General features: G+C 68.9%; 17 protein-coding genes. 10 read left to right on the top strand and 7 right to left on the bottom strand.

The genetic code is table 11. From position 1 onward, the window contains the following. Window positions 1–71 precede the first annotated feature (71 nt). From VHAB30_RS11945 to VHAB30_RS11910, 8 genes are all read left to right on the top strand, one after another. Window positions 72–1,259 carry a substrate-binding domain-containing protein gene (locus VHAB30_RS11945; protein WP_070060448.1) on the top strand — a complete coding sequence of 396 codons (1,188 nt, stop codon included), beginning with the start codon at window positions 72–74 and terminating at the stop codon, window positions 1,257–1,259. A gap of 174 nt (window positions 1,260–1,433) precedes the next feature. Then, window positions 1,434–2,888, top strand: coding sequence for an extracellular catalytic domain type 2 short-chain-length polyhydroxyalkanoate depolymerase (locus VHAB30_RS11940; RefSeq protein ID WP_159277160.1), 1,455 nt, complete (start codon window positions 1,434–1,436; stop codon window positions 2,886–2,888). A 48-nt stretch (window positions 2,889–2,936) separates the two neighbouring features. Further along, window positions 2,937–3,701 (top strand): ABC transporter ATP-binding protein, encoded by a 765-nt coding sequence (locus VHAB30_RS11935; protein WP_062475886.1) that lies wholly within the window; start codon window positions 2,937–2,939, stop codon window positions 3,699–3,701. Beyond that, a complete protein-coding gene (locus tag VHAB30_RS11930) occupies window positions 3,698–4,426 on the top strand; it encodes an ABC transporter ATP-binding protein (protein ID WP_159277159.1) in 729 nt (242 codons plus the stop codon). The genes VHAB30_RS11935 and VHAB30_RS11930 overlap by 4 nt, the downstream gene beginning before the upstream one ends. After that, entirely contained in the window at window positions 4,423–5,403 is a 981-nt protein-coding gene (locus VHAB30_RS11925) for a branched-chain amino acid ABC transporter permease (protein WP_159277158.1), read from the top strand. The genes VHAB30_RS11930 and VHAB30_RS11925 overlap by 4 nt, the downstream gene beginning before the upstream one ends. Before the next feature lie 13 nt (window positions 5,404–5,416). Continuing rightward, window positions 5,417–6,484: a branched-chain amino acid ABC transporter permease gene (locus VHAB30_RS11920; protein WP_159277157.1), complete on the top strand. Its 1,068-nt coding sequence runs from the start codon at window positions 5,417–5,419 to the stop codon at window positions 6,482–6,484. 23 nt (window positions 6,485–6,507) lie between these two features. Further along, on the top strand, window positions 6,508–7,380 hold the full coding sequence (locus tag VHAB30_RS11915) for an alpha/beta fold hydrolase (RefSeq protein WP_159278338.1): 873 nt from the start codon (window positions 6,508–6,510) through the stop codon (window positions 7,378–7,380). Between the two features lie 52 nt (window positions 7,381–7,432). Beyond that, entirely contained in the window at window positions 7,433–7,939 is a 507-nt protein-coding gene (locus tag VHAB30_RS11910) for a DUF1993 domain-containing protein (RefSeq protein ID WP_159277156.1), read from the top strand. Window positions 7,940–7,945: 6 nt separating this feature from the next. On the opposite strand, the gene VHAB30_RS11905 is transcribed toward VHAB30_RS11910, so the two are convergent. Further along, entirely contained in the window at window positions 7,946–8,797 is an 852-nt protein-coding gene (locus VHAB30_RS11905) for a class I SAM-dependent methyltransferase (protein WP_159277155.1), read from the bottom strand. Beyond that, a complete protein-coding gene (hemH, locus tag VHAB30_RS11900; RefSeq protein ID WP_159277154.1) occupies window positions 8,794–9,828 on the bottom strand; it encodes a ferrochelatase in 1,035 nt (344 codons plus the stop codon). The genes VHAB30_RS11905 and hemH overlap by 4 nt, the downstream gene beginning before the upstream one ends. Window positions 9,829–9,843: 15 nt before the next feature. Here hemH and VHAB30_RS11895 point away from each other — a divergent pair, with 15 nt between their 5' ends. After that, complete coding sequence (locus VHAB30_RS11895; RefSeq protein ID WP_159277153.1) at window positions 9,844–10,575, top strand: HAD family hydrolase; 732 nt, start codon at window positions 9,844–9,846, stop codon at window positions 10,573–10,575. Window positions 10,576–10,585: 10 nt separating this feature from the next. Here the strand turns inward: VHAB30_RS11895 and VHAB30_RS11890 are convergent, their stop codons facing one another. Next, window positions 10,586–10,891: an NIPSNAP family protein gene (locus VHAB30_RS11890; RefSeq protein ID WP_062475864.1), complete on the bottom strand. Its 306-nt coding sequence runs from the start codon at window positions 10,889–10,891 to the stop codon at window positions 10,586–10,588. Window positions 10,892–10,999: 108 nt separating this feature from the next. On the opposite strand from VHAB30_RS11890, the gene VHAB30_RS11885 reads away from it, so the two are divergent. After that, a complete protein-coding gene (locus VHAB30_RS11885; RefSeq protein ID WP_159277152.1) occupies window positions 11,000–11,641 on the top strand; it encodes a LysE family translocator in 642 nt (213 codons plus the stop codon). A gap of 18 nt (window positions 11,642–11,659) precedes the next feature. Here VHAB30_RS11885 and VHAB30_RS11880 read toward each other — a convergent pair whose 3' ends face one another. The 4 genes from VHAB30_RS11880 to hpnC are packed head-to-tail and all read right to left on the bottom strand — an operon-like array spanning window position 11,660 to window position 14,946. Next, window positions 11,660–11,968: a hypothetical protein gene (locus VHAB30_RS11880; protein WP_095745072.1), complete on the bottom strand. Its 309-nt coding sequence runs from the start codon at window positions 11,966–11,968 to the stop codon at window positions 11,660–11,662. Then, the gene (gene hpnE / locus VHAB30_RS11875; RefSeq protein ID WP_159277151.1) at window positions 11,965–13,230 is read right to left on the bottom strand and encodes a hydroxysqualene dehydroxylase HpnE; all 1,266 of its coding nucleotides are present in this window, start codon (window positions 13,228–13,230) and stop codon (window positions 11,965–11,967) included. The genes VHAB30_RS11880 and hpnE overlap by 4 nt, the downstream gene beginning before the upstream one ends. A 19-nt stretch (window positions 13,231–13,249) precedes the next feature. Next, a complete protein-coding gene (hpnD, locus tag VHAB30_RS11870) occupies window positions 13,250–14,089 on the bottom strand; it encodes a presqualene diphosphate synthase HpnD (RefSeq protein WP_062475853.1) in 840 nt (279 codons plus the stop codon). Beyond that, entirely contained in the window at window positions 14,086–14,946 is an 861-nt protein-coding gene (gene hpnC, locus VHAB30_RS11865; protein ID WP_235926594.1) for a squalene synthase HpnC, read from the bottom strand. Before hpnC ends, hpnD begins: the two co-directional genes overlap by 4 nt. Between the last annotated feature and the right edge of the window lie 10 nt (window positions 14,947–14,956).

Here is a 14,956-nt window from a genome sequence, read left to right as displayed (position 1 = left end):
TTTGTTATCAATGGCTTAGGCGGGTGGCACGAACTGTGCAATATTCAGTCACCTTTATCAGGAGACAAGACATGCACCGTCGCCACCTCATCGCCCTGGCCGCCCTGGGCGCCACCGTTGCCACCATGCCCGCCTGGGCCCAATCGAACGAGATCCGCATCGCCCACGTCTACAGCAAGACCGGCGCGCTGGAGGCCTACGGCAAGCAGACGCAGACCGGCCTGATGATGGGCCTGAACTACGCCACCGGCGGCACGATGATGGTCAACGGCAAGAAGCTCGTGGTCATCGAGAAGGACGACCAGGGCAAGCCCGACCTGGGCAAGTCGCTGCTGGCCGCCGCGTACTCCGACGACAAGGCCGCGCTCGCGGTCGGCCCGACCGCTTCGGGCGTGGCGCTGGCCATGCTGCCGGTGGCCGAGGAGTACAAGAAGATCCTGATCGTCGAGCCCGCCGTGGCCGACTCGATCACCGGCGACAAGTGGAACAAGTACATCTTCCGCACCGGCCGCAACTCGAGCCAGGACGCCATCTCCAACGCCGTGGCCATCGACAAGGCCGGCGTCACCGTCGCCACGCTGGCGCAGGACAACGCCTTCGGCCGCGACGGCGTGAAGGCCTTCGGCGCCGCGCTGAAGAAAGCCAAGCTCGCCCACGAGGAATACCTGCCGCCCGCCACCACCGACTTCACGGCCGGTGCGCAGCGCCTGATCGACAAGCTCAAGGACCAGCCGGGCCGCAAGATCATCTGGATCGTCTGGGCCGGCGCGGGCAACCCGTTCAAGATCGTCGACCTCGACCTGAAGCGCTACGGCATCGAGATCGCCACCGGCGGCAACATCCTGCCGGCCATGGCGGCCTACAAGTCGCTGCCGGGCATGGAAGGCGCGGCCTACTACTACTTCGGCATCCCGAAGAACCCGGTGAACGAGGCCATGGTCGCGGCCCACTACAAGGAATTCAAGACGCCGCCGGACTTCTTCACGGCCGGCGGTTTCTCGGCCGCGATGGCGGTGGTGACGGCGCTGAAGAAGACCAACGGCGACACCGGCACCAACAAGCTCATCAGCACCATGGAAGGCATGAGCTTCGACACGCCCAAGGGCAAGATGACCTTCCGCAAGGAAGACCACCAGGCGATGCAGTCGATGTACCACTTCAAGATCAAGGCCGACCCCGCGTTCGCGTGGGGCGTGCCGGAGCTGGTGCACGAAATCAAGCCGGAAGAGATGGACATCCCCATCAAGAACAAGCGCTGAACACGGCGCTGATCGTTCCCTGAACCCGCGGCGCGCATGCAGGCGCCGCCCCTTTTCGCCCCGGATGGCCGCCGGGCGAAGCGCCAGCCTGCGTCCGCGCAAGTTGCCGCGCTCCACGGCCGATTCGTCAGTCTGCAAGCAAGCGTTCGATACACAAACCAATAGGAGACAGCGATGCCAGCGATGCGATGGAACAACTGGAAGGGGTTTGCCGCAGCAGCGGTGATCACGGCGGCGGCGCAGGCCGCGACGGCGGCCGTGCCGCTGCCGGCACTGGGCGCCAACCCGGCGGAGGTGAGCGTGTCCGGCCTGTCGGCCGGCGGCTTCATGGCGGTGCAGCTGCACGTGGCCTACTCGGCCACCTTCAAGCGCGGCGCGGGCGTGGTCGCCGGCGGTCCGTACTACTGCGCCGAAGGCTCGGTGGTCAATGCCACCGGGCGCTGCATGACGCACAGCACCAGCATCCCGGTCTCGACGCTCGTGAGCACCACCAACAGCTGGGCCGCCAGCGGTGCGATCGACCCGGTGTCGAACCTCACGAATTCCAAGGTCTACCTGTTCTCGGGCACTTCGGACAACACCGTCAAGCAGCCGGTGATGGACGACCTGAAGACCTACTACCAGAGCTTCGTGCCGGCCGCCAACACGGTCTACAAGAACAACCTCGGCGCGGGCCACGCGATGGTCACCGACGACTACGGCGGCGCCTGCAGCACCACGGCCGCGCCGTACATCAACAACTGCGGCTTCGACCTCGCGGGCGAGATCCTCACGCAGCTGTACGGCCCGCTGAACCCGCGCAACAACGGCGCGCTGGGCGGCACCTTCACCGAGTTCAACCAGTCGGAGTTCGTCTCCGGCCACGGCGTGGCCGCCACCGGCTGGCTCTACGTGCCGCAGGCCTGCACCACCACCTCGTGCCGCGTGCACCTGGTGCTGCACGGCTGCAAGCAGAACTACACCGACGTGAGCGACCAGTACGTCAAGAAGACGGGCTACAACCGCTGGGCCGACACCAACAACATCATCCTGATCTACCCGCAGACCAGCACCGCGGCCACCAACAGCTGCTGGGACTGGTGGGGCTACGACAGCGCCAACTACGCCAAGAAGTCGGGCCCGCAGATGGCCGCCATGAAGGCCATGATCGACCGCGTGACCGGTTCGGCCGGCGGCGGCGGGCTGCCGGCACCCACGGGCGTGGGCACCTCGGGCGCGACCAGCAGCAGCATGGTGATCGGCTGGGCCGGCGTCTCGGGCGCTTCGGGCTACAACGTGTACCGCGGCGCCAGCAAGGTCAACGCCTCGCCGGTGACGGGCACCAGCTACACCGACACCGGCCTGGCCGCGTCGACCAGCTACAGCTGGACCGTGGCCGCGCTGAACGCGAGCAACGTCGAAGGCGCGATGTCGGCGGCCGCCACGGGCGCGACCACGGCGGGCCCGGGCGGCGGAGGCACGTGCTACACCGCGAGCAACTACGCGCACACCATGGCCGGGCGCGCCTATGCGCTGTGGGGGCTGACCTATGCCAACGGCTCGGGCCAGTCGATGGGCCTGTGGAACATCTACGCCATGACCACGCTGAAGCAGACGGGCACCAACTACTACGTGATCGGCACCTGTTGAGGCCGCTCATCCATCACTGATTTTTCGATTCGCAAGGACCTTTCCACAATGCTTGAGACCCGGGATCTGACCATCCGCTTCGGAGGGCACGTGGCCGTCAACAGCGTGAGCTGCGCATTCGCGCCAGGCACGTTGACGGCCATCGTCGGCCCCAACGGCGCGGGCAAGACCACTTACTTCAACCTGATCTCCGGGCAGCTCAAGGCCACGGCCGGCACGGTGTCGCTCGACGGGCAACCGTTGTCGCACCTGTCGCCGTCGGCGCGCACGCACGCCGGGCTGGGGCGCGCGTTCCAGCTCACCAACCTGTTCCCGAACCTCACGGTGCTGGAGAACGTGCGGCTCGCGGTGCAGGCCACGCGCGCCGGCGCGCACCGCCACGGGCTCAACCTGTGGAGCATCTGGAGCGACCACAAGGCGCTGACCGAACGCGCCGAGCAGATCCTGGCCGACGTGGCGCTGGAGCCGCGCGCCCACGCCACCGTGGCCAGCCTGCCGCACGGCGACCAGCGCAAGCTCGAGGTGGCGCTGCTGATGGCGCTCGAACCCAAGGTCTTCATGTTCGACGAGCCCACGGCCGGCATGCACGCGGCCGAGGCGCCCGTCATCCTCGACCTGATCCGCAAGCTCAAGCAGGACAAGACCAAGACCATCCTCTTGGTCGAACACAAGATGGACGTGGTGCGCGAGCTCGCGGACCGCATCATCGTGCTGCACAACGGCACGCTCGTGGCAGACGGCGAACCGGCCGAGGTGATCGCCTCGCCGGTCGTGCAGGAGGCCTACCTGGGCATCGCGAAGGAGGCCGCATGAGCACCGAAAATTTGCTGACCCTGGAAGGCGTGCAGACGCACATCGGGGCGTACCACATCCTGCACGGCGTCGACCTGGCCGTGCCCAAGGGCCAGCTCACCATGCTGCTGGGCCGCAACGGCGCGGGCAAGACCACCACGCTGCGCACCATCATGGGCCTGTGGCATGCGTCGCAGGGCAGGGTGCAGTTCGCCGGCAAGGACATCACGGCCCTGCACACGCCGCAGATCGCCGAGCTCGGCGTGGCCTACGTGCCCGAGAACATGGGCATCTTCTCCGACCTCACGGTGAAGGAGAACATGGTGCTGGCCGCGCGCGGCGCCAAGAATGCCGACGCCATCGACGACACACGGCTGAAGTGGATCTTCAAGCTCTTTCCCGCGGTCGAGAAGTTCTGGAACCACCCGGCCGGCAAGCTGTCGGGCGGACAGAAGCAGATGCTGGCCGTGTCGCGCGCCATCGTCGAGCCGCGCCAGCTGCTCATCATCGACGAGCCCAGCAAGGGCCTGGCGCCCGTGATGATCAACAACATGATCGAGGCCTTCGGCGAGCTCAAACGCAGCGGCGTGACGATCCTGCTGGTCGAACAGAACATCCACTTCGCCCAGCGCCTGGGCGACACCGTCGCGGTGATGGACAACGGCCGCGTGGTGCACAGCGGCTCGATGGCCGCGTTCTCCGCCGATGCGCAACTGCAGCAATCGCTGCTCGGACTCGCCCTATGAAACTCGACTTCGACTGGAAGCCCTTGCTTCTTGCCCCCATCCTCGCGCTCGTCGCGCTGCCGCTCACGGGCTCGGTCTCGACCTGGCTCACGCTCACGGTGGCGGGGCTGGCGATGGGCATGATCATCTTCATCATCGCCTCGGGCCTCACGCTGGTGTTCGGCCTGATGGACGTGCTGAACTTCGGCCACGGCGTGTTCATTGCGCTGGGCGCCTTCGTGGCCAGCAGCGTGCTCGGGCTCATGGGCGACTGGACCGGCTCGGGCGAGCTGTGGCGAAACCTCGTGGCCGTGTTCCCGGCCATGCTGGCCGCGATGGCGGTGGCCGGTGCCATCGGCCTGGCCTTCGAGCGCTTCATCGTGCGGCCGGTGTACGGCCAGCACCTGAAGCAGATCCTCATCACGATGGGCGGCATGATCATCGGCGAAGAGCTCATCAAGGTGATCTGGGGCCCGGCGCAGATTCCGCTGCCGCTGCCCGAGGCGCTGCGCGGCTCGCTGCTGGTGGGCGACGCCGCCATCAGCAAGTACCGCCTGCTCGCGGTGGCCGTGGGCGTGGTGGTGTTCGGTGTGCTGGCCTGGACGCTGGGCCGCACCAAGATCGGCCTCCTGATCCGCGCGGGCGTGCAGGACCACGAGATGGTCGAGTCGCTGGGCTACCGCATCGGGCGCCTGTTCGTGGGCGTGTTCGTGGTGGGCAGCGCGCTGGCCGGCCTGGGCGGCGTGATGTGGGGCCTGTTCCAGCAGAACCTGGTGCCGCAGATGGGCGCTCAGGTCAACGTGCTGATCTTCATCGTGATCATCATCGGCGGGCTGGGCTCGACCGGCGGGGCGCTGCTCGGCGCGCTGCTGGTGGGCCTCATGACCAACTACATCGGCTTCCTGCTGCCCACGCTCACGCAGTTCGCGAGCATCTTCCTCATGGTGGCCGTGCTGCTGTGGCGCCCGCAGGGCGTGTACCCCGTGGCGAACCGTTGAGGAGAAAGCCGTCATGTTCCTGAAACGACTTCTGTCCAACGACATGCCGCGCAGCCGCCTGCTGGCGCTGCTGCTGCTGGCCCTGTTCCTGGCGCTGGCCTTCGCGCCGTTCCTGTTCCCGGGCGTGAAGGCGCTCAGCGTCGCGGCCAAGATCCTGGTGTTCGTGGTGCTGGTCGCGAGCTTCGACCTGCTGCTGGGCTACACCGGCATCGTGAGCTTCGCGCACACGATGTTCTTCGGCATCGGCGCCTACGGCATCGCCATCTCGGCCTCGCGGCTGGGGCCCAACTGGGGCGCGGTGCTGGTGGGGCTGGGCGCGTCGCTCGCGATCTCGCTCGTGCTCTCGCTGGCCATCGGGTTGTTCTCGCTGCGGGTGCGGGCGATCTTCTTCGCGATGATCACACTGGCCGTGGCCTCGGCGTTCCAGACGCTGGCCTCGCAGCTGTCGGACTTCACCGGCGGCGAGGACGGCCTGACCTTCAAGCTGCCCGAGCTGATCTCGCCGAGCTTCGAGTTCGCCGAAGAACCGTTCCTCGGCGTCTCGCTCGACGGGCGCCTGCTGTGCTACTACCTGCTGTTCGTGGCGGCGGTGGTGCTGGTGCTGGCGATGCTGCGCATCGTGAACTCGCCCTTCGGCCGCGTGTTGCAGGCCATCCGCGAGAACGAGTTCCGCGCCGAGGCCATCGGCTACCGCGTGGTGGTGTACCGCACCACGGCGGCCGTGCTGTCGGCGCTGTTCGCCACGCTGGCCGGCGCGATGCTCGCCATCTGGCTGCGCTACAACGGGCCCGACACCTCGCTGAGCTTCGAGATCATGATCGACGTGCTGCTTATCGTGGTGATCGGCGGCATGGGCACGATCCACGGCGCGGCCATCGGCGCGGTGCTGTTCGTGGTGGCGCAGAGCTACCTGCAGGACCTGCTGCGCCTGGGCAACGAGGCTGCCAGCGGCCTGCCGTGGCTCGCGGCGCTGCTGTCGCCCGACCGCTGGCTGTTGTGGCTGGGCGTGTTGTTCGTGCTGTCGGTCTACTACTTCCCGACCGGCATCGTCGGCAAGCTGCGGGCGAGGGCAGCGAAATGAGCGACGGCAACAACAACAGCACCATGACGCCGACATCGCACTACGCACAACTCGCAGGCCGTGAAATCCACTGGCTCGATTGGGGCCCCGCCAACGCGCCCGTCGTCATCGCCTGGCACGGCCTGGCGCGCACCAGCCGCGACATGGACGAACTGGCGCAGCACTTCGCGGCGCGCGGCTTTCGCGTGATCTGTCCCGACACGTTGGGGCGTGGCCTGAGCCAGTGGAGCCCGGCGCCCGACGACGAATACACGCTCGCGTTCTACGCACGGCTGGCCAACGCGCTGTGCGACGAGCTGCGGCTGGGCCGCGTGCACTGGGTGGGCACCTCGATGGGCGGCGCGATCGGCACGGTCTGCGCGTCGGGCCTGTTCGAGCCGCGCATGAAGGCGCGCATCGCCAGCCTCACGCTCAACGACAACGCGCCGCAGCTCGCGCAGGCCGCCATCGAGCGCATCCGCGCCTACGCCGGCGACCCGCCGGCCTTCGCCACGGTGGCCGAGCTGGAGGCCTTCTTCCGCACGGTCTACAAGCCCTACGGCTGGCTCAGCGACGCGCAGTGGCGCCGCCTGACCGAAAGCTCCACGCGCCGCCTGGCCGACGGCCGCGTCACGCCGCACTACGACCCGGCCATGGTCAGGCAGTTCAGCGCGCACGACAACGACTACCTGATCTGGCCGCACTACGACGTGATCGAGGCGCCGGTGCTGTGCCTGCGCGGCGCCGAGTCCGACCTGGTGCTGCCCGAGGTGATCGACGAGATGCACCGGCGCGGTCCGGGCGCGGCCGGGCGTCTGCAGGTGATCGAGGTGCAGGGCTGCGGCCACGCGCCCGCGCTCAACGTGGCGGAACAACTGGATCCGATCGAAGGGTTTATTCGCGCGGCCGGTCGTTGAAGGCATGGCCGGATCACAATCCGGCCGACTTCAACTCCAAGATCACCTCGCCATGGCCCTCTCGATGTACGACCTGTCCGTGCCGGTTTTCACCCGCGGACTCGGGCAACTCACCCACCTGCTCGACAAGGGCCTCGCGCATGCGAAGGCCCAGGGCATCGACCCGGCGACGCTGGTTGAGGCGCGCCTCGCGCCCGACATGCTCACGCTGGCCGGCCAGATCCAGCGCGCGAGCGACGCCTCCAAGCTGGGCACGGCGCGCATCGCGGGCATCACGGCCCCGAGCTTTCCCGACGAGGAAAAGACCTGGGACGACCTGCTGGCGCGCATCGTGAAGACGCAGGATTTCCTGGCCAGCGTGGACCGTGCGCTCATCGACGGCCACGAAGAACGCCCCGTGACCATCAAGGCGCGCGAAGGCGAGGCGCACTTCACCGCGCAGCGCTACCTGCTGCAGTTCGCGCTGCCGAACTTCTTCTTCCACGTGACCACCGCCTACGACGTGCTGCGCCACAAGGGCGTGCCCATCGGCAAGCTGGACTACCTCGGCCGCTTCTGAGTTCGCTCAGGCGCGGCGGGCCGCCAGCGCGTACATCAGCGGAATGCGCGGCATGCCTTCGGGCGGGGCCATGCGCCGCCCGCCCAACTCGCGCATGCCCTCGAAGGGCTTCCAGCCGTTGGTGTACGGGTACTCCTCGAAGCGCTCGATGGCCAGGCCCGCCTGCGCGAGCGCGGTCGTCACCTGGCCCACGCCCCAGGTGAACTCGAAGCTCGGGTGCGGGTTGCGAAAGCCTTGCACGCCGGGCATCGGCCGGTCGTCGGGCACGAGGCCGTCGCCCGATTCGGCCACGTAGTCGCCCACGCCTTCCTCGGGCACAGGGGCGTCGTTGAAGTAGTCGTAGTGGAACTTCCACTGCGGGTCGAACACCAGCGCGAACGGATGGAACTCGACGATCACGAAGCGACCGCCGGGCTTCAGCAACTGTGCCACGCCGCGCGCCCAGGCGCCGATGTCGGACAGCCAGCACAGCGTGCCGTACGAACAGAACACGAGGTCGTGGCGCTCGCCGCGCGCGGCGGCGGCCTCGAAGTAGTCGTAGACGTCCGCGCGCTCGAAGCGCGCCGCAATGCCCGACTCGGTCGAGAGCCGGGTGGCGAAGTCGATGGCTTCGTCGGAGATGTCGACGCCGGTCACGCGGGCGCCGCGGCGCGCGATGCTCAGGCTGTCCTGTCCCGCGTTGCACTGCAGGTGCAGCACCGACAGGCCGTCCACGTCGCCGAGCAGGGCGCTTTCCTCGGGGAACAACGTGGAGCCGCCCGCGCGGAAGAAGGCGGCTTGGTCGCCCTTGTGGCTGTTGTGCGCGACCGTGGCGGCGTTCCACGACTGGCGGTTGGCTTCGTGCAGGTCTTTCTTCATGGCGTGGTCGTCGTGTCTTGTCGGGTCGGCCAGCCCGCCAGGTGGCGTTCGGCGATGCCCGCGAGCGCGGTGATCCACGCCGGGCTGTCGTTGAGGCAGGGGATGTAGCCGAAGCGCTCGCCGCCCGCGTGCAGGAAGGCTTCGCGGCCTTCCATGGCGATCTCTTCGAGCGTTTCGAGGCAGTCGGCCGGAAAGCCCGGGCACACCACGTCGACGTGCTTCACGCCGCGTGCGCCGAGTTCGCGCAGGGTGGGCTCGGTGTAGGGCTCTAGCCACTTGGCGCGGCCGAAGCGCGACTGGAAGGTCGTGCGGTACTGCGTGGACGCCAGGCCCAGCCTTGCCGCGAGCAGGCGCGCGGTCTCGAGGCACTGCGCCTCGTAGGGGTCGCCCAGCGCGATGTTGCGCGCGGGAATGCCGTGGAAGCTCATCACCAGCAGCTCGCCGCGGCCTTCGGTCTTCCAGTGCTTCTCGATGCCTTGCGCGAGCGCCTCGATGTAGGCCAGGTCGTCGTGGTACTGGTTGACGAAGCGGAACTCGGGCACGCGGCGCTGGCGGCGGCTCCAGGCGTTCACGGCGTCGATCACGCTGGCCGTGGTGGTGGCCGAATACTGCGGGTAGGCCTGCAGCACCAGCACGCGCGTGGCGCCCTCGGCCTGCAGCGCGTCGAGCCGCGAGGCGATCGACGGGTTGGCGTAGCGCATCGCGTCGCGCACCGTCACGCGGTGGCCGCGTTCACCGAGCCAGCCGGCCAGCAGGGTGGCCTGCTTCTGGGTCCAGACCTTGAGCGGCGAGCCTTCGGGCAGCCAGATACTGGCGTACTTCGCGGCCGACTTCGCGGGCCGCGTGCGCAGGATGATGCCGTGCAGGATCAGCGTCCACAGCGCCCTGGGAATCTCGACCACGCGCGGGTCGCCCAGGAAGTCGGCGAGGTAGGGGCGCACCGCGGCGGCGGTGGGGGCATCGGGCGAACCCAGGTTGCACCAGAGCACTGCGGTGCGTTCGTTCTTGCGGTCATCGGAGGCGAGAGGCATGCGATATTCTCGGGCATGACTTCCGCTTCCTCGGCGCCCGGCGGCGCCACGCCGCTCGACATCTCGCGCATCTCGGCGATCACGCTCGACCTGGACGACACCCTGTGGCCGATCTGGCCGACCATCGAGCGTGCCGAGCGCGTGCTGCACGAATGGCTGCTGCGCGAGGCGCCCAAGACGGCCTCGCTGCTGCTCACGCCGGGCGTGCTGCGCGAGCTGCGCGAAGCCACCGCCAAGGAGCGCTCCGACCTCGCACACGACCTGAGCGCGCTGCGCCGCGAGTCGATCCGCACGGCGCTCGTGCGCGCGGGCGAAGACCCGGCGCTGGCCGATCCGGCCTTCGACGCCTTTTTCGAAGAGCGCCAGCGCGTCACGCTGTACGACGACGCCCTGCCGGCACTCAAGTGGCTCAGCGAGCGCTACCCGCTGGTGGCGGTGTCGAACGGCAACGCCGACCTCCACAAGACCGGCGTCGGCCGGTGGTTCCGCACTGCCTTCAATGCGCGCGCCTTCGGCAGCGGCAAGCCGCACGCGCCGATCTTCCGCGCCGCGGCGGCCTCGGTCGGCCTGCTGCCCAAGGACGTGCTGCACGTGGGCGACGATGCCGCGCTCGACGTGGTGGGTGCGCTCAACGCCGGCATGCAGGCCGCGTGGCTGGTGCGCGACGAGCGACCGTGGGAGCACGGCGCGCGTCCGCAGCTGATCGTGCCCAACCTGCACGCGCTGTGCATCGCGCTGGGCGCCTGAACCTCAGCGGTCAGCGGAACACGGGGCGGAAGAAGCTGCGTTCGTAGCTGACGATGCAGCGCGTTTCCTCGGCGTAGCGGAAGGCAGCCTGGCAGTCGGCGTCCTGCATCGAGTCGGCCCGGTAGGTCTCGTACGCGGCCAGGCTCGGGAAGCTGAACATCGCCAGCGCCACGTTGTTCGCGCCTTCGGACGGCAGGAAGTAGCCGTGGTGCTGGCCGCCGAACTTCTCGACCAGCGGAATCCAGAGCTTGCCGTAGTGCTCGAATTCCTTGAGCTTGAAGGGATCGACGATGTAGCGCAGGTAGCAGGTGATCATGGGTGAGGAGCGTCAGGGGACTATCGGCGCGGCCCGAGCGGCGCGCGGCTGCCCGGACTATAGTTTTGCGGCTGCCTTCTCACACCCCTTTCGCGCGAATTTCCTCCCATGCATCTCTCCACCTGGCTCCTCTTTTGCGGCGTGACCCTGGTCGTCGTCTTCACGCCCGGTCCGGCCGTGCTGCTTGCGGTCTCCAATGCCATCTCCGTCGGCCCGCGCCGCGCGATGATCAGTTCGCTGGGCAACGCCTGCGGGCTCTTCCTGGTCTCGGCCGCCGCGATGGGCGGGCTGGGCGTGGTGCTCAACACCTCGGCCACGGCCTTCATGGTGCTGAAGGTGGCAGGCGCGGGCTACCTCGTGTACCTGGGCATCCGGCAGTGGCGCAGCCGCACGAGCGTGTTCGCCGAGCTGCAGCCGTCGGCCGCGCCGGCGCCTTCGCGTTCCGCGCGCCGGCTGTTCGGGCATGGCGTGACGGTGGCGCTGACCAACCCGAAGGGCATCCTGTTCTTCTCGGCGCTGTTCCCGCAGTTCCTCACGCACGACGCGCCGATCCTCACGCAGTTCGCCGTGCTCACCACGACCTTCGCGGCCGGCTCGGTGCTGGCGCATGGCTCGTACGTGCTGCTGGCGCGCCTGCTGAAGAAGCAGTTCGCGAACCCCAAGCGCGCGCAGCTGTTCAACCGCGTGTCGGGCGGTGCCTTCGTGCTGCTGGGGTTGAGCCTGCTGCGCCTGCGCAACAAGACGGCCTGAGAAGGCCGCCGACTTTCTTCAGTCGAGCCCGAAGCGCTCACGCAGCGCCGCGCAGAAGTCGGCGGTGCCGCTGAGCGAGAGCGTGAGGGTGTCCAGGCGCGGGTTGTCTTCCCGCGTGCGCTGCACGTCGCAGTCCCACACCGCACCGTCGTCGAGCGCGCCGCGCGCACCGGGGAAGGTGGCCTCGGCCCAGGCCAGCACCTGCGCGATCTCGGCCTCCACCTCGGGCGTGCGCTCGGGCGGGGTCGAGGCCATGGCGTCGAAGGTGCCGTGGTCTTCGGTGTCTTCGCTGTAGTCGAAATCCAGGTAGCGCAGGGTCGTTGTCATGGCGTGGCTAGTGCGCGCGCGACGGCCAGTCCGTTGAGGACGGCACCTTCGAGCGTGGCGGGATAAGGGCCTTCGGTGTAGTCGCCGCAGGCCTGCAGCCCCGGCGCGATGGCGGCGGGCGGGCGCGCCAGGCCGGGCGTGCAGGCGAAGGTGGCGCGTTTCTCGACCACGGTCTGGATCGGCGTGAGCCCGGGCTGCCCGAGCTGCGCGCCGGCTTGCGCGAGCACCTGTTTCTCGAGCGTCTCGCGCGGCGTTTCGTTGGCGCTCACGACGAAGGCGAGCACGCCTTCTGGTCCACCGAGCTGGCCGCGATCGAACACGAACTGGGCCGGTGCGCTGCCCGGCTGGCTGCGCAGCGCGAGCATCGGCTCGGCCAGCGGCGCGGCACCGCGCACGTAGACCGTGGCAATCGCCTCGAAGCGCAGCGATTCGGTGACGTTGCACCAGCGCGAAGCGGCCGGCAGGCCGGTGGCACGCACGAGGCGCGCCGCGTCCCAGGGCGCGCAGGCCAGCACGGCCTGGTCGAAGAGCTCGTCATCGACGCGCCACCGGTCGCCCTCGGGTGCGATGGCGCGCACGCGGTGGCCGATGCGCGCGGTGGCGCCGTGCCGCGCGAGCCAGGCCAGCGCGGCATCGGGCAGCAGGGCGCCAAGGTCGACGCGCGGCAGCAGCAGGTCGGCACCGCCGCGCCCGCTGAACAGCGCGTCGTGCAGCACGCGCAGGAACACCTGGCCGCTCGATTGCGGCACGGGCGTGTTGAGCGCCGAGACGCACAGCGGCTCGATGAGTTCGTGCATCACGCGCGGCGTGAGGCCGGCGCACAGCGTGGCAACGCTGGTGCCGGGCGCGCAGCGAAAGCCCGCGAGGCGCCAGCGCACGGCGGTGGCCAGCAGCGCGGCCTTGTCGCGCCAGCTCCAGCCGCGCGCGGTGAAGATGCCGATGAGCAGGTCGAGCGGCGGCGGCCGGCCCGCGGGCAGCTGCAGCCCGCCGCCGTCGGCAAAGCGCAGCGACAGCGGCAGGCGCTGCAGGGCGGTGTCGACATCGACCCCCACGTCGCGCATGAGCGCCAGCGTGGCGGTGTAGGCGCCGATCAGGATGTGCTGGCCGTTGTCCAGCGCCATGCCGTGCATGTGATCGACCCGCCGCGCCCGCCCGCCGGCCATCGGCGCGGCTTCGAACAGGGTGACGGCGTGCCCGAGGCGCGTGGCCTCGACGGCGCAGGCCAGGCCGGCCCAGCCGGCGCCGATGACGGCGAGCCTCATGGGCACGAAGGGTGGGGCGTCATATCCGGCCCAGCGCCTGGACTTTCCAGGCCAGCCAGAACTTGCGCACCGGCGTCAGGCTGATGCGCTGGTTCAGCACCTGGAAGTCGTCGCGCTCGATCTCGCGCAGCAGCGTGCGGTAGATGCTGGCCATCATCAGGCCGGGCTTCTGCGTGCGGCGGTCGGCCAGTGGCAGCAGGGCCAGCGCCTCGTCGTAGGCGGCGTGGGCACGCTGGGCCTGGAACTTCATGAGCGCGACAAAACGGTCGGAGTGCACGCGGTTGAGAATTTCGTGCGCCTTCACGTCGAACTGTTGCAGCTCGTTGACCGGCAGGTAGATGCGACCGCGCAGCGCGTCTTCGCCAACGTCGCGCAGGATGTTGGTGAGCTGTAGCGCCAGGCCGAGCTTGTGGGCGTAGGCGGTGGTCTGCGGATCGGTCTGGCCGAAGATGCGCGCCGCCACCTCGCCAACCACGCCGGCCACGAGATGGCAGTAGCGCGCGAGGCCGGGAAAGTCGAGGTAGCGGGTCTGGTCCAGGTCCATCTGGCAGCCGTCGATCACTTCGTTGAGTTGGCGCGCCTCGATGCCGTAGGTGGCGGCATGCGGCATGAGCGCCTGCATGACCGGATGGCGCGGCGTGCCGGCAAAGGCCTGGGCGACCTCGGTGCGCCACCAGGCGAGCTTGGTGGCGGCCACGCCGGGGTCGGAGACCTCGTCGACCACGTCGTCGACTTCGCGGCAGAAGGCATAAAAAGCCGTGATCGCGGCGCGCCGCGGCTTGGGCAGGAACAGGAAGGCGTAATAGAAACTGCTGCCCGAAGCGGCGGCCTTGTCTTGCACGTATTGCTCGGGATTCATCGGGGAGGCGCTGCTTTCATGGGCCGTGATTGTCTCCGCATCCGCCATGCCTTCCAGAGCAGCACGGGCGCGTCGGCCTTGCCGACGGTGGGGCGCTGCGTGAAGGTGTCGAAGCCCAGGTCCTCGATCTTGTCCAGGATGCGCAGGCCGCCCTGCACGACCAGGCGCAGCTCCCAGCCCACGCGGCCCGGCAGGCGGTGCACGAGCGGGGCGCCCTCGGTCATGAGCTCGCGCGCCCAGAAGGCCACCACCGCTATCAGATTGATAGCTTCCTGCGGTGGCGGCGCGGAAGACAGCGGCGCGAAGACCTTGAAATGCTCGGACGTCAGGCCGCGCCGCGCGCAGTCGGTGCGCGGAAAGTAGAAGCGCCCGCGCGGCAGGTCGACGCTCGGGTCCTGCCAGAAGTTGATGAGCTGCAGCGCGCTGCAGATGGCGTCGCTCTGGGCCAGTGCCTGCGCATCGGTCACGCCGTACAGGTGCAGCAGCAGCCGGCCGACCGGGTTGGCGGAGCGGCGGCAGTAGTCGAGCAGCTCGGCGCGGTCGGCGTAGGTGCCGCGGTCGCGGGTCTTCTCGATGTCCTGCATGAAGGCGCTGAGCAGGTCGGCGAGCAGGTCTTCGGGCAGGCGGTACTCGGTGATGGCCCAGGCCAGCGGACCGAACACGTGGGGCCAGCGCGAGTCGGGCAGTGCTTCGCCGCGCGCGGCGGCGGCCAGTTCCTCGCGGTAGGCGCGCAGCTCGGCCAGGCGCGCATCGGGCGAGGCGTCGCCTTCGTCGGCGATGTCGTCGGCGGTGCGGGCAAAGTGGTAGATCGCGGCGATCGGCGGGCGCAGGTGCGGCGGGCACAGCCACGAGGCCACGGGGAAGTTT

This window comes from Variovorax boronicumulans (genome assembly GCF_009811375.1).
GTDB lineage: Bacteria > Pseudomonadota > Gammaproteobacteria > Burkholderiales > Burkholderiaceae_C > Variovorax > Variovorax boronicumulans.
The sequence above is the reverse complement of the archived record's forward strand: the minus strand, read 5'-3'. Positions and strand labels throughout refer to the sequence as shown.

What these genes read in the sequence shown, in the direction of transcription:
- VHAB30_RS11915 (WP_159278338.1), top strand. Translation starts at nt 6,508, where the DNA reads ATGACGCCGACATCGCACTACGCACAACTCGCAGGCCGTGAAATCCAC.
- VHAB30_RS11945 (WP_070060448.1), top strand. Translation starts at nt 72, where the DNA reads ATGCACCGTCGCCACCTCATCGCCCTGGCCGCCCTGGGCGCCACCGTT.
- VHAB30_RS11885 (WP_159277152.1), top strand. Translation starts at nt 11,000, where the DNA reads ATGCATCTCTCCACCTGGCTCCTCTTTTGCGGCGTGACCCTGGTCGTC.
- VHAB30_RS11895 (WP_159277153.1), top strand. Translation starts at nt 9,844, where the DNA reads ATGACTTCCGCTTCCTCGGCGCCCGGCGGCGCCACGCCGCTCGACATC.
- VHAB30_RS11930 (WP_159277159.1), top strand. Translation starts at nt 3,698, where the DNA reads ATGAGCACCGAAAATTTGCTGACCCTGGAAGGCGTGCAGACGCACATC.
- hpnD (WP_062475853.1), bottom strand. Translation starts at nt 14,089, where the DNA reads ATGAATCCCGAGCAATACGTGCAAGACAAGGCCGCCGCTTCGGGCAGC.
- VHAB30_RS11935 (WP_062475886.1), top strand. Translation starts at nt 2,937, where the DNA reads ATGCTTGAGACCCGGGATCTGACCATCCGCTTCGGAGGGCACGTGGCC.
- VHAB30_RS11925 (WP_159277158.1), top strand. Translation starts at nt 4,423, where the DNA reads ATGAAACTCGACTTCGACTGGAAGCCCTTGCTTCTTGCCCCCATCCTC.
- VHAB30_RS11920 (WP_159277157.1), top strand. Translation starts at nt 5,417, where the DNA reads ATGTTCCTGAAACGACTTCTGTCCAACGACATGCCGCGCAGCCGCCTG.
- hemH (WP_159277154.1), bottom strand. Translation starts at nt 9,828, where the DNA reads ATGCCTCTCGCCTCCGATGACCGCAAGAACGAACGCACCGCAGTGCTC.
- hpnE (WP_159277151.1), bottom strand. Translation starts at nt 13,230, where the DNA reads ATGAGGCTCGCCGTCATCGGCGCCGGCTGGGCCGGCCTGGCCTGCGCC.
- VHAB30_RS11905 (WP_159277155.1), bottom strand. Translation starts at nt 8,797, where the DNA reads ATGAAGAAAGACCTGCACGAAGCCAACCGCCAGTCGTGGAACGCCGCC.
- VHAB30_RS11910 (WP_159277156.1), top strand. Translation starts at nt 7,433, where the DNA reads ATGGCCCTCTCGATGTACGACCTGTCCGTGCCGGTTTTCACCCGCGGA.
- VHAB30_RS11890 (WP_062475864.1), bottom strand. Translation starts at nt 10,891, where the DNA reads ATGATCACCTGCTACCTGCGCTACATCGTCGATCCCTTCAAGCTCAAG.
- VHAB30_RS11880 (WP_095745072.1), bottom strand. Translation starts at nt 11,968, where the DNA reads ATGACAACGACCCTGCGCTACCTGGATTTCGACTACAGCGAAGACACC.
- VHAB30_RS11940 (WP_159277160.1), top strand. Translation starts at nt 1,434, where the DNA reads ATGCCAGCGATGCGATGGAACAACTGGAAGGGGTTTGCCGCAGCAGCG.